Origin of the sequence: Micromonospora sp. LHW51205 (assembly GCF_003315815.1) — a bacterium.
Taxonomy (GTDB): domain Bacteria; phylum Actinomycetota; class Actinomycetes; order Mycobacteriales; family Micromonosporaceae; genus Micromonospora; species Micromonospora chalcea.
Genome location: NZ_QMEZ01000001.1, coordinates 201660 through 214304 on the forward strand (window position 1 = coordinate 201660; position 12645 = coordinate 214304).

The 12645-nt window shown below is 73.5% G+C and carries 13 protein-coding genes and 1 pseudogene; 2 read left to right on the plus strand and 12 right to left on the minus strand.

Going from position 1 to position 12645, the window contains the following annotated elements; genetic code table 11:
- The first annotated feature begins 39 nt into the window (after nucleotides 1-39).
- Together DQE82_RS00925 and DQE82_RS00930 are read left to right on the plus strand one after the other, a co-directional pair.
- Nucleotides 40-333: a hypothetical protein gene (locus tag DQE82_RS00925; RefSeq protein ID WP_113971777.1), complete on the plus strand. Its 294-nt coding sequence runs from the start codon at nucleotides 40-42 to the stop codon at nucleotides 331-333.
- An 84-nt stretch (nucleotides 334-417) separates the two neighbouring features.
- The gene (locus DQE82_RS00930) at nucleotides 418-1359 is read left to right on the plus strand and encodes a hypothetical protein (protein WP_113971778.1); all 942 of its coding nucleotides are present in this window, start codon (nucleotides 418-420) and stop codon (nucleotides 1357-1359) included.
- A 6-nt stretch (nucleotides 1360-1365) separates the two neighbouring features.
- Here the strand turns inward: DQE82_RS00930 and DQE82_RS00935 are convergent, their stop codons facing one another.
- The 12 genes and pseudogenes from DQE82_RS00935 to rimP all read right to left on the minus strand — a co-directional run bounded on the left by DQE82_RS00935 (nucleotide 1366) and on the right by rimP (nucleotide 12600).
- The gene (locus DQE82_RS00935) at nucleotides 1366-2688 is read right to left on the minus strand and encodes an MATE family efflux transporter (RefSeq protein ID WP_113971779.1); all 1323 of its coding nucleotides are present in this window, start codon (nucleotides 2686-2688) and stop codon (nucleotides 1366-1368) included.
- Nucleotides 2689-2735: 47 nt separating this feature from the next.
- Complete coding sequence (locus DQE82_RS00940; RefSeq protein ID WP_199495902.1) at nucleotides 2736-3056, minus strand: hypothetical protein; 321 nt, start codon at nucleotides 3054-3056, stop codon at nucleotides 2736-2738.
- A gap of 475 nt (nucleotides 3057-3531) precedes the next feature.
- A complete protein-coding gene (locus tag DQE82_RS00945; protein ID WP_176722875.1) occupies nucleotides 3532-3741 on the minus strand; it encodes a DUF6186 family protein in 210 nt (69 codons plus the stop codon).
- Nucleotides 3741-4148: a hypothetical protein gene (locus DQE82_RS00950; RefSeq protein WP_043325811.1), complete on the minus strand. Its 408-nt coding sequence runs from the start codon at nucleotides 4146-4148 to the stop codon at nucleotides 3741-3743. Before DQE82_RS00950 ends, DQE82_RS00945 begins: the two co-directional genes overlap by 1 nt.
- Before the next feature lie 136 nt (nucleotides 4149-4284).
- Nucleotides 4285-5331, minus strand: coding sequence for a bifunctional oligoribonuclease/PAP phosphatase NrnA (locus DQE82_RS00955; protein ID WP_113971780.1), 1047 nt, complete (start codon nucleotides 5329-5331; stop codon nucleotides 4285-4287).
- Nucleotides 5328-5810 (minus strand): 30S ribosome-binding factor RbfA, encoded by a 483-nt coding sequence (gene rbfA / locus DQE82_RS00960; RefSeq protein WP_113971781.1) that lies wholly within the window; start codon nucleotides 5808-5810, stop codon nucleotides 5328-5330. Before rbfA ends, DQE82_RS00955 begins: the two co-directional genes overlap by 4 nt.
- A gap of 181 nt (nucleotides 5811-5991) precedes the next feature.
- Entirely contained in the window at nucleotides 5992-6285 is a 294-nt protein-coding gene (locus DQE82_RS00965) for a DUF503 domain-containing protein (protein WP_043325814.1), read from the minus strand.
- A gap of 41 nt (nucleotides 6286-6326) precedes the next feature.
- On the minus strand, nucleotides 6327-7370 hold the full coding sequence (locus DQE82_RS00970) for a TRM11 family methyltransferase (protein WP_064447082.1): 1044 nt from the start codon (nucleotides 7368-7370) through the stop codon (nucleotides 6327-6329).
- An 82-nt stretch (nucleotides 7371-7452) separates the two neighbouring features.
- Entirely contained in the window at nucleotides 7453-10458 is a 3006-nt protein-coding gene (gene infB, locus DQE82_RS00975) for a translation initiation factor IF-2 (protein ID WP_069089329.1), read from the minus strand.
- A gap of 93 nt (nucleotides 10459-10551) precedes the next feature.
- Nucleotides 10552-10888 (minus strand): annotated as a pseudogene (locus DQE82_RS00980) (YlxR family protein).
- Between the two features lie 15 nt (nucleotides 10889-10903).
- A complete protein-coding gene (gene nusA / locus DQE82_RS00985) occupies nucleotides 10904-11947 on the minus strand; it encodes a transcription termination factor NusA (RefSeq protein ID WP_030503423.1) in 1044 nt (347 codons plus the stop codon).
- The gene (rimP, locus tag DQE82_RS00990) at nucleotides 11944-12600 is read right to left on the minus strand and encodes a ribosome maturation factor RimP (RefSeq protein ID WP_043325821.1); all 657 of its coding nucleotides are present in this window, start codon (nucleotides 12598-12600) and stop codon (nucleotides 11944-11946) included. Before rimP ends, nusA begins: the two co-directional genes overlap by 4 nt.
- Nucleotides 12601-12645: the final 45 nt, after the last annotated feature.

Below are 12645 nucleotides of genomic sequence, written 5' to 3' on the forward strand. Positions count from 1 at the left end.
GCCCGCCTCACCACGCCACCCCGCGGTAGGAGCCTTTCGATGAGCGACGCCCCGCCACCGCACCGCGCCCGGGTCGACCTGCCGGACTGGATGCGCAATCCGGAGCCGCCCCGCCGTACGCTCGGCCGCCGCCTGTCCGGCCTGGTCGACGGTGTGCCGGCGCTGGCGGCGGCGCGCCGCCGGATGTGGGCCTGGCAGGGCCGGACCCGGTTCGGCGAGCGGCATCCCACGGTGGCCGCGATCGGGGCGTTCGTCTTCGTCCTGGTGACCGCGACGCTGCTGGTCGTCGGCACGCTCTTCCTCGGGTGGGCGATCCGGCAGGGGCGGATCTGACCGGCACGGAAACGGGACAGCGGGATCGGCGGCGGAGTGCAATGATCATGCGCCCCCTGGCCCTGCACCCCTCTGGAACGCCGCATGAGCACCGAAGACGGAACCACGCCGCCCGAGCCGGATCCCTACGCCGTCGCCTCCCGGGGCGCGGAGATCCAGCTGCCGAGCTGGATGACCGGCGCGGACGCGGACGTCCCGCTGACCCGCGGCGAGCGCTTCCGCATGGTCTGGTCGCGGCAGCGCGGCAAGCGCCGCGTCGCCTTCGTGGTGGTGCTGGCGCTGGCGCTGATCGGCGGCACGGCCGTGCTCGGCCGGGTCACCGTGGACCGGGTGCGGTCCGGCACCGCCGCCGCGGCGTCGGCCGAGGCCAGCCCGTCGCCGGTGCCGCTCAGCCGGGTGGGCGAGCCGCGCGACCTGTTCGCGGGGACCATCGGCGCGGACTTCGCGGTGGGTGAGGCCGGGATCGTCCTGCCGGAGGCCACGGCGCGGCCCCCGTTCACCGCCCGCGAGGTGGCCGCGGCGCTGACCCGGGTCCGGGCCGCGCTGGTCCAGGCCCGGCTCGACCTGTCCATGATCCTCGGCGACACGGAGCCGTTCCTGGCGCTGCTGGCGCTGGCCGCGCGCGCTCAGCTGCGTACCGACTTCGAGGACTTGTCGTTCGTGAACTACGCCACCCGGATCGGCTCGCAGGACAGCGCGGACGAGATCCGGGTCCGGGGTGAGATGCGCTACCGGGCCGTCACCGGCGACGACGGCCGGCCGATCCTGCGGATCACCACAGAGTACGTCTGGATGTACGCGTTCGACGTGCCGCGGACGACACCGGGCCGGGCCGGGATCGCCGCCATCCGTGACCGGGTCGTCTGGGAGGTCCCCCACCCCGAAGGGTTGCCGGCGGCGAAGCGCGGGCTCTGGCTCGTCTCCGCGCAGGCGAGCACGAACAACGTCGACTGCGCCCGGCTGGACGAGGGCTTCTTCGTGGTCGAGCCGTGGATGGGCGGTCCCGGCTCGTTCCAGCCCTGCTGACCGGCGTCAGCGGACCGCGCCGACCACCGCCCACGCGCCCGAGCGCATCCGCAGCAGCAGGCCGGCCAGCCGCAGCACCACGAACAACGTCAGCCCGGCCCAGATCCCGCCCAGCCCGAGTTCCAGCCCGTACGCCAGCCAGATCGCCGGCAGGAACCCGCCGAACGCGCACACGATGGTGAGGTTGCGCAGGTAGCGCACGTCGCCCGCGCCGATCAGCACCCCGTCGAGCGCGAACACCACGCCGCCGATCGGCTGGAGCGCGACGAACCAGGGCCAGGCCGTCATGGCCTGCTCGCGTACCTGCGGATCGGAGCTGAACCACGACGGCACGACGCCGGCGCCGGCGGCGATCAGCACCGCGAAGGCCACGCCGCACAGCCCGCCGAGCAGCGCGACGCGGCGGGCCAGGAACCGCGCGCCGGCCGCGTCGCCGCCGCCCAGCGCGGCGCCGACCAGCGACTGCGCGGCGATGGCCAGCGCGTCGAGCACCAGCACGGTGAAGAACCACAGTTGCAGGGCGATCTGGTGCGCGCCCACCGCGGCGGCGCCGAAGCGGGCCGCGACGGCGGTCGCGGACAGGAAGCTGGCCTGGAACGCGACACCGCGCACCAGCAGGTCCCGGCTGAGCACGAGCTGCTGACCGATCACCCGAGGCCGGGGCCGCAGCGAGACCCGCTCGCGCACCAGCGCGGCCGCGAACAGGACGCCGGAGATCGTCTGCGCGATCGCGTTCGCCACCGCCGAGCCGACCAGCCCGAGCCCGGCCGGATAGACCAGCAGCGGGCAGAGCACCGCGGAGAGCAGGTTGGGGCCGAGCACGAACAGCAGCGGCCGGCGGGTGTCCTGGATGCCGCGCAGCCAGCCGTTGCCGGCGGCGGCGAGCAGCAGACCGGGCGCGCCGAGCGCCGCGACCCGCAGCCATCCGGCGGCGGCGTCGGCCACCTCGCCGGGGCCGCCGACGAGGGTACGCGCCAGCGCGCCCCCGCCGATGCCGATGGCGACCGCCACCAGCACACCGGTGGCCAGCGCGAGCCAGGACGCCTGCACGCCCTCGGCCACCGCGGCGGCCCGGTCCCCCGCCCCGAAGCGGCGGGCCGAGCGCCCGGTGGTGCCGTACGCGACGACGGTGCCGACCCAGGCGGTGAGCGTCATGACGGTGCCGCCGACGGCGAGCGCGGCCAGCGGCACCCGCCCGAGGTGACCCACCACTGCGGTGTCGACCAGGACGTAGAGCGGCTCGGCGGCCAGCACCACGAGGGCGGGCAGCGCGAGCGTGGCGATCCGCCGGGGTGTGGCGGCGGTGGCGGGGGCGGCAGTCGTGCTCATCGACGCCGATCCTGGCACGCTCCCGGTAAGGTCCGCAAGGCGGGGGGCTACTTACTTGCGTCGGCCAGGAACCGGGCCGTGTCACGCCGCAGGCAGCGCAGCCGGGAGGTGTCGCAGAGCACCAGCAGGTCGGCGCGGGGCAGCCGGAGGTCGAGCGTGCTCGCGTAGTTGCCGTCCATCACCCAGGCCGGGCGGGCGGCGAGCGCTGCCACCTCGGCGCGGAAATCCGCCGGGGCCGGTGCGGTCCAGCCGGGGCGCCAGTAGTGCCGGTCGAGGTGGATCAGCGGAAGGTCGAGTCGCCGGGCCAGTTCACCGGCGAGCGTGCTCTTGCCGGCGCCGGAGGCGCCGACGACCAGGATGCGTCGCACCGGGTGACGGTAGCGCCGTCCGGCACGGCGGTCGGTCCCGAGCGGCGGTGACGTCGGCGTCGGGCCACGGGTGCGGCCCGGCCGGCGTCACCGCCGGACGGCGTACGTCACTGACGGGTGTCCATCGAGGTCTGCAGCGCGCGGCGCATCTGCTCGCGCGCCTCGTCGGTGGTGGTCTCGGTCTGCGGCTTGCGCTTGCTGGGCATCTGAGGTCCTTCCAGGGTGCGGTCCGCCGGACACGGCGGCCCTACGGGCGCCCGGCTGCGGTCCGGGATCACCGGAGCGGCTCGCCTGGCAGCGTGAGCCCGGGTCGGTCTGACCCTGGAGGGAGGCGAGGCCGGGTGCGGCAGCACCGCCCGTGACCAGCGCCGCGAAGCGCCGGCCCTCACCCAAATTAACGTTCACTTTCCAGATGCTGCCCACAGTTCCCGAAATGCGGAAAGATCAACCTCGTCGTCCGGCTCGGCCGGCCGCGTCAGCGCGCCAGGAAGTGCCAGCCCAGCCACCACCAGAAACCGAACAGGCCGATCCGCCCGACCGGCACCGGGCCCACCTCGTACCGCATCACGAAGGCGCAGACGTCGGCCAGCGACGGGACCCGCGAGCCCTCCCGGCGCGCCACCCATTCGACGACCGCGAACAGCACGAGCGAGACCAGAAACCCGCCGATCGCCAGTGCCCGCATCATCGGCGCACCAGTCCCCAGAACGTGGACAGCCACGCGAACCAGGCCGCCGAACGGATCACGCTGTCCTCCAGCAGCGGATCGGCCAGCCGGGAGAGGGTGGGGAAGTCGTCACCCGCCGCCGCCATGAACGTCGCCCCCTCGAAGACCCCGAAGACGGTCACCGGCACCAGCCACCAGAGCGCGACCGACGGCAGCCGGCGGGGCGCCGGGCGCCGGGGCACCCGGTTGCTCAGGCCGACCCAGATCAACCCTCCGCCGGTGGTGAGGATGTAGAGGTTGGCCGCGGTCGAGAAGGACGGAAGTTGACCGCCGACCAGGGACAAGCAGATCAGCACCGGCACGGAGACGACCGGCCGGTCCCAGGCCCGGGGCGCCTCGACGGTGAGCTCACGGGGATGATCCATCACCCGATTGTCCCCAGCGTCACGCACGGCGGAAAGGCTGGCACGCCTCGTAATCCCTGGAAAAGCCGCCGATCAGCTCACACTTCCGATCATCGCCGCGCCTCGGCCCGGCAGAAATATCGGCACAATTCCGCTTTTAGGGGGCTACCAGCGTTGCGGTAGCGAGTTCGGCCCGGATCCGTCCGACCAGCTCGTCGAGCGCGCCCCGCCCGGTGAAGCCGGCCGCGAACCGGTGCCCGCCACCGCCCAGCGCCACCGCCACCGCGCTCACGTCCACCGCGCCCTTGCTGCGCAGCGACACCGCCCACTCGGCCTCGCCCGCCTGCTTGATCACGCAGCTCACGTCCGCCTCCTCGGTGCACCGCACCGAGTCGATGAGCGCCTCCAACACGTACGCCGGCTGGTCGTGCCGGACCAGGTCCTCGCGGGTCGCGTACGTCCAGACGAGCCCGTGCCCGGCGGCGGCCGCCGGTTCCAGCGTGGCCCGGCCGAGCACCTCGCCGAACAGGCGGACGGCGCCGAACGGGCGGGTGTCGAACACCCGCCGGGAGATGTCGCCGGGCCGGATGCCGGTAGCCAGCAGACGCGCCGCCATCCGGTGCACGGCAGGCGTGGTCGCCTCGAAGCGGAACGAGCCGGTGTCGGTGGTCAGCGCGACGTAGAGCCCGGTCGCCACCTCCGCGTCGAGCGTCGCCCCGAGCCGGTCCAGCAACTCCAGCGCGACCACCGAGGTGGCGGCGGCGTGCGGGTCGACCAGGTTGATCCGGCCGAAGCCGGTGTTCGAGGCGTGGTGGTCGAGCACCAGCGACGTGCCCGCCGTGTCCAGCCGGCCCACCAGGTCACCCAGCCGCGACTCGCTCGCCGCGTCGAAGCAGATCACCAGATCCGGATCGGGGTACGTGTCGTCCTGCGGCACCAGCAGCTCCACGCCGGGCATCCAGCGGAACGGCTCGGGCACCTGCGGCGGGCCGGGGAAGGTCGCCTGGAGATCGCGTACGCCGAGCCGCCGCAGACCCAGCCCGAAGCCGAGCATGCTGCCCAGCGCGTCCCCGTCCGGGTTCACGTGGCAGATCAGCAGCACCCGCGCGTCGGCGGGAAGGTCGCGTACCGCCGCGACGGCCGCCGCCCACTCCGCTTCGGCCGGGCCGGCCGGCAGGCCACCCGCGACGGCGACCTCGGTCACCGGCGGTCGCCCTCGCGCGGCTCGTCGGCGGCGGCCGGCTCGTCGTCCGCGGCGTCCTCGTCGTCCTCGACCCGGTACGGCTGGGCGTCGCCCGCGTACGAGGACTTGGCGGCCAGCCGCTGCACCTCGGCGTCGGCGGTACGCGCTGCGGCGAGCAGGTCGTCGATGTGCTTGACCTGGTCCTGCACGTCGTCGAGGACGAAGGTCAGCGTCGGCGAGTGCCGCAGCCCGAGGGCCTTGCCGACGGTGCTGCGCAGCATGCCCTTGGCGCTCTCCAGCGCGGCGGCGGTGCTCGCCTGGGCCGCCGCGTCACCGAGCACCGTGTAGAAGACGGTGGCGTCGCGCAGGTCGGCGGTGATCCGGGCGTCGGTGATCGTGATCATGCCGAGCCGGGGGTCCTTGATCTGGCTGCGCACCACCGACGCGACGAGTTCCCGGATACGCTCCGCGTGCCGGCGAACCTTTGCCTGATCCGTCATGTCCCCCACCTCCGGGATCACCTGTACCGATGACGGCGCCGGGTCACCGTGCGACCCGGGCCGTCGGCCGGAGACGGCGGGCGCGTGGGCGCCGCCGGGTCCGACCGCCCAACGCTGAAGAACACTACCCGCGTCCCACCGGACCTCACGCGGCACGGGCGGAGTACCGCGCGACGCGCCGTCAGTCGTCCTCGCCGTGCAGGCGACGGCGCACCGACAGCAGTTCGGTCTCCGGGCGGGCGGCGACCAGCCGCTCACAGGAGTCGAGCACCTCGCGGACGTGGGCCGGCTCGGCGGCCACCACCGCCACCCCGATCTCGGCCCGGCCGTGCAGGTCCAGCGCCCCCACCTCGGCGGCGGAGACCTCGAACTTCCGCAGCGCGGCGACGATCGGCCGGACGTAGGACCGCTTGGCCTTCAGGGACCGGGAGTCACCCGGGAGCAACAGGTCGAACAGTGCGGTTCCGGTATACACGGCGAGCAACGGTACGCCGGGTGGCGCACCCCGGCACGCGATTAAGGCGCGACCGCCACCAGCACGTCCCGCTCGATCGCCTGGTCGACCCGGTGGGCGAAGTCACCGAAGCCGGGGCCGTCGAGCACGCGCAGCCCGGCGTCGGCCAGCACCGCCTCCGCCTGCGCCCGCGGCGCCACGTGGGTGTTCCAGGACAGCCCGAGCGCGCCACCGGGGCGCAGCAGCTCCCGCCACACCGGCACGGCCGCGGTGAGCAGCTCCAACGGGCTGCGGGACAACCCCTGATCGGTACGGCTGCCGTGCGCCACCCCGTACGGCGCGTCGGTCACGATCACGTCGGCGCAGCGGGGGCGCAGCGCCTCGCGGGCCCGGGTGGTGTCGGTGTTCAGCACGGTGACCCGCTGGGTGGCCCCGGCCCGGTGCTCGTCCCGCGACGGCGCGAGCACCGCCTCGAACCGGCGGGCCACCAGCTTGCGGTCCCGGCGCACCGACGTCGACTCGGTGGTGTGCTTGAGCCGCTTTCGGCGCAGCCAGGTACGCAGGAACGTCGCGTACGCGTCGACGTCCTTGCTGTCGCGCTCGACCCCGATGCCGTCGTAGCCGTACATCAGCGCCTGGTTGAGCGTGGTGCCCCGGCCGCAGAGCGGGTCCAGCACCACTACCGGCCCGTCCAGCATCCGCGGCGCGGCGGCGGAGGCGAGCACTGTGACGTTGAGCAGCAGCCGGGTGAACTGCTCGTTGGTCTTGCCGGCGTACTTGGGGATGGTGATCAGGTCGGAGTCGTACCGGGCCAGCGGGCTCAGCGGCACCGGCCGCAGCAGGTCGTCACCGACCCGCTCGAACAGCGCGTACGCCGCCGACAGGTTCGCCAGGTGGGCCAGGTCCCGCTCGCCGAGTCCGGGTTCGGGGGCGGTGAACGTCAGGTACTCCACCCCGCCGATCCGGGTGACCTCGGCGTCGCCCGGCACCACGTCGAGCACGCCGGAGCCGGCGAACACGGCCAGTTCGGCGCGGGCCAGCCGGGCCGCCGCGTCGGCGTAGACGCGGTTGGCGGAGGGGGCGAGGAGCAGCGCGTACCGGATCACGCCGCAGATTGTCGCAGCCTGGGAAAACGGCGACGGCCGGGGCCCGAAGGCCCCGGCCGCCGGCCGGTCGTACGTGTGGAACTCAGGCGCGCGGCTTCTCGCGCATCTCGAACGTCTCGATGACGTCGCCGACCTGGACGTTGTTGTAGCCGCCCAGCGTCAGACCACACTCGAAGCCCTCGCGGACCTCGGTCGCGTCGTCCTTGAACCGCTTCAAGGAGCTGATCGTGAGGTTGTCCGCCACGACCGCACCGTCCCGCAGCAGCCGCGCCTTGGCGTTGCGGCGGATGAGGCCGGACCGGACGATACAGCCGGAGATGTTGCCGATCTTGGACGAGCGGAAGACGTCGCGGATCTCCGCGGTGCCCAGCTCGACCTCCTCGTACTCCGGCTTGAGCAGACCCTTGAGCGCGGCGTCGATCTCCTCGATGGCCTGGTAGATGACCGTGTAGTACCGGATCTCCACGCCCTCGCGGTCGGCCATCTCGCGGACCTTGTTCGAGGCCCGCACGTTGAAGCCGATGATCGTGACCGCCTCGGACGAGGCGCTCGCGAGCATGACGTCGCTCTCGGTGATCGCGCCCACGCCCCGGTGGATGATCCGAAGCTGGACCTCCTCCGGGATGTCGAGGTTGAACAGCGCGTCCTCGAGCGCCTCCACGGAACCGGAGACATCGCCCTTGAGCACCAGGTTGAGCGAGGTCTTCTCGCCCTCCTTGAGCTGCTCCATGAGCGTCTCGAGGGTGGCCCGGCCACGGGAGTTGGCGAACGACGCCGCCCGCCTCCGCGCCTGCCGCTGCTCGGCGATCTGCCGCACGGTGCGGTCGTCCTCGGCGGCCAGGAAGGTGTCACCCGCACCCGGCACCGTGGTCAGACCCAGCACCATGACCGGACGCGCCGGACCGGCCTCGTCGACCGGCTTGCCGTTCTCGTCCAGCATGGCCCGCACGCGGCCGTGCGCCCCACCGGCGACGATCGAGTCACCGGCACGCAGGGTGCCCTTCTGCACCAGCACGGTCGCCACCGCGCCACGGCCCTTGTCCAGGTGCGCCTCGATCGCGACACCCTGCGCCGGCCCGTCGATCGGAGCGGTCAGCTCCAGCGACGCGTCGGCGGTCAGCAGCACGGCCTCGAGCAGTTCCTCGATGCCGATGCCGGGCTTGGCCGCCACGTTGACGAACATGGTGTCGCCGCCGTACTCCTCGGCGACCAGGCCGTACTCGGTCAGCTGCTGGCGGACCTTGTCCGGGTTCGCCTCGGGCTTGTCGACCTTGTTGACCGCGACCACGATCGGCACGTCCGCCGCCTTGGCGTGGTTGAGCGCCTCGATGGTCTGCGGCATCACGCCGTCGTCCGCCGCCACCACCAGGATCACGATGTCCGTGACCTGGGCGCCACGGGCACGCATGGCGGTGAACGCCTCGTGACCCGGGGTGTCGATGAACGTCACCGCGCGGTCCTCGCCCTCGTGCGGGACGTGGACCTGGTAGGCGCCGATGTGCTGGGTGATGCCACCCGCCTCGCCGGCCACCACGTTCGCCTTGCGGATCGCGTCGAGCAGCTTGGTCTTACCGTGGTCGACGTGACCCATGACGGTCACGACCGGCGCACGGCTGACCAGGCGGTCCGCCGCGACCTCGGCGTCGAGGTCGATGTTGAACTGCGCGAGCAGCTCGCGGTCCTCGTCCTCCGGGCTGACGATCTGCACGTCGAAGCCGAGGTGCTCACCCAGCAACTGCAGGGTCTCGTCGGAGCACGACTGGGTCGCCGTCACCATCTCGCCCAGGTTGAACATCTCCTGGACCAGCGAACCCGGGTTGGCGTTGATCTTGTCGGCGAAGTCCGACAGCGAGGCGCCACGGGACAACCGGACGACCTGACCCTGACCGCGGGGCGCGCCCGAGGACATGGTCGGGGCCGACAGGTTGTCGAACTCCTGTCTGCGCTGCTTCTTGGACTTGCGACCGCGGGTCGGGCGACCACCCGGACGCCCGAAGGCACCCGCAGCGCCACCGCCACGGCCACGACCGCCGCCACCGGGACGGCCACCGCCGCCGACCGGACCACCCGGACGGAAACCACCGCCGGGAGCACCGCCACCGCCGCCGGGACCGCCGCGGTAGCCACCGCCACCGCCGCCACCACCGGGACCGCCGCGGTAGCCACCGCCACCGCCGCCACCACCGGGTCCACCGCGGTAGCCACCGCCACCGCCGCCGGGACGACCGGCGCCACCACCGGGTCCGCCACGACCGCCACCGGGGCCGCCGGGACGGCCGGTGGTCGGACGCTGGCTCGGCATCGAGGCCGGGCTCGGCCGCGGCGGCATCGACGCCGGGCTGGGCCGCGGCGGCATGCCGGCCGGGCTGGGACGGGGACCGCCCGCACCGGCGGCCGGGGGCCGCTGCTGCTGGCCGCCCTGGATGCCGAACGGGTTGTTACCGGCGCCGCGCGCCGGCGGACGACCGCCCGGCCGGGCACCGGGGCCCTGACCCTGGCCCGGACCGCCGGGGCGACCGGCGGCCGGGGAACCCGGACGCGGCGGCATGGCGTTCGGGCCGGGACGCGGGCCGGGACGGGGACCGCCCTCGGCCGGAGGCTCCCGGCGTACGGTCTCGCGCTGCTGCTGGCGGGCGGCCTGCGCGGCCTTGACCGCGGCCTCCTGCTCAGCCTTCAGCGCGGCGGCACGCGCTTCGGCGGCCGCCACTTCGATGTCGTGCGCGCTCGCCGGCTTGGCGACCGGAGTCGCCGGCTGCGGCGGGCCGGGGACCGGGCCCTTGGGCTTCGGTCCAGGGGTCGGCGCAGCCGGACGCCGGGGCGGCATCGGCTTGGCCGAGACCCGGGGGGCACCCGGGGTCGGGGTGGGCGTCGGGGTCGGTGCCGGACCGCTGGGCGCGGCAGCCGGCGGGCCGGCGGGCGCCGACGAACCGGCTACGAAGGCGCTACGCAGCCGCCGGGCGACAGGCGCCTCGACGGTGCTGGACGCGGACTTCACGAACTCGCCCATTTCCTTGAGCTTGGCGAGAACGGTCTTGCTTTCGACCCCGAGCTCCTTGGCAAGCTCGTGTACGCGGGCCTTTCCTGCCACTGCACTCCTCACTCCGAGGTCGTGCGGGCAGCACCCGCAGCGACCTCACTCGTGCACTTGAAGCCTGGTCATTTCAGGGACTTCATCGTGTGCTCATGTCGGTCGTCCTACCTTGCTAGCGACCCTCGACCGGTCGGGCTTGACCGGTCGTCGGGGGTTGCGCGTCGACGTGCTCCGCAAGCGCACCGTGGTCAGGAACCCCGGTGAGGCGCAGTGCCCGCCCGAAGGCGCGACGCCGCACCGCCTGCGCGAAGCAGGCCGGATCAGGGTGCATGTTCGCTCCCCGACCCGGCAGTCTGCGGGCCGGATCGGGCCTGAGACTGATGTGACCAGCCTCGTCACCGATCGCGACAACCCGCAACAACTCGCTGGCCGGCGCCCGTTTCCGGCAGCCCACACAGGTGCGCTCCGGAATCGCGCGTCGTGCCACTGAGTAAGTCTACCCCTAGCCGCCGGAGATCGCGCCGCCCGGCTCCGGGACGTGATCAGCTCCGCCCCGGCTCTGCGGGGCCGCGGTCTCCGCGTCGGACCGGATGTCGATGCGCCAACCGGTCAGGCGGGCCGCCAGGCGGGCGTTCTGCCCTTCCCGGCCGATCGCGAGCGAGAGCTGGAAGTCCGGGACGGTCACCCGGGCGGTACGGGAGGCCAGGTCGACCACCTCGACCCGCAGCGCCTTGGCCGGCGACAACGCGTTGCCGACGAACGTCGCGGGGTCGTCCGACCAGTCGATGATGTCGATCTTCTCGCCGTGCAGCTCGCTCATCACCGCGCGGACCCGCTGCCCCATCGGGCCGATGCAGGCGCCCTTGGCGTTGACTCCGGACGCGGTCGAGCGGACCGCGATCTTCGTACGGTGACCTGCCTCACGGGCGATCGCGCCGATCTCCACGGTGCCGTCGGCGATCTCCGGCACCTCCAGCGCGAACAGCTTCTTCACGAGCGCCGGATGCGACCGGGACAGCGTGATCTGCGGCCCGCGCATGCCCTTGGCGACGTGCACGACCACGCAGCGGATCCGCTCGCCGTGCTCGTACCGCTCGCCCGGGACCTGCTCGGACTGCGGCAGGACACCCTCCAGCTTGCCCAGGTCGACGCTGACGATGCCCTTCTCCCGGCGCGTCTCGTGCGCCTGCACCACGCCGGTGACCAGGTCACCGTCGCGGCCCACGTACTCGCCGAAGTGCACCTCGTCGGTGGCCTCCCGCAGCCGCTGGAGGATCACCTGCTTGGCGGTCATGGCGGCGATCCGCCCGAAGTCGTGCGGGGTGTCGTCCCATTCCCGGGTGACGGTGCCGTCGGCGTCGAGCTCCTGCGCGAAGACCGAGGCGGCCCCGCTCTTGCGGTCGATCTCCACCCGGGCGTGCGACTCGGCGCCGTCGGTGTGCCGGTAGGCGGTCAGCAGCGCGGTCTCGATCGCCGCGAGGATCGTGTCGAACGGGATCTCCCGCTCGCGCTCCAGGGCGCGCAGCGCCGCGAGGTCGATGTTCACCTCTCCTCGTCCTCCAGATCTTCGTCGTCGTCGGTGTCTGTGTCGTCGCCGAGGTCCTCGTCGGCCAGGTCGTCCAGGCGGCTGAACTCCACCTGGACCCGGCCGGGCCCGAGTTCGGCGTACGGGTGTGCCACGGGGCCGGCGTCGGTCTCCAGCTCCACGCGCTCGTCGTCGGCGGCCGTGATCCGGCCGGTGAGCTGGCGGTCCCCGGCGTCGCCGCGGACGGTGACCTTGACCAGCCGGCCCACGTTGCGCCGCCAGTGCCGGGGCAGGGTGAGCGGGCGGTCCACGCCGGGCGAGCTGACCTCCAGCTGGTACTCGCCGGCCACGATGTCGCCGCCGGACTCCTCCGCCGCGTCCAGGGCCGCCGACACCGCGCGGGAGATGTCCGCCACGGCGTCCAGGTTGATCCCGCCGTCGGCGTCCACGATCACCCGGACCACGTGCCGCCGTCCGGCGCGGGAGACGGAAAGGTCCTCCAGGTCGTAGCCGGCCGCGGCGACGACCGGTTCGATCACCTCGCGCAGCCGGTTGCGGCGCGCGTTCAGATCGCCACGGGGTGCGCCGCTGCGCTCCGCGCCGCGGGGGCCGTCGGACCGGCGGGGCCGCCCGGCGGGCCCCGTCGGCCGGGTGGCACGGCCACGCTGCGTCATTCCGCGCACCTCTCCTGCTGTTGCCACGACCCGCGGGCCGTGTTG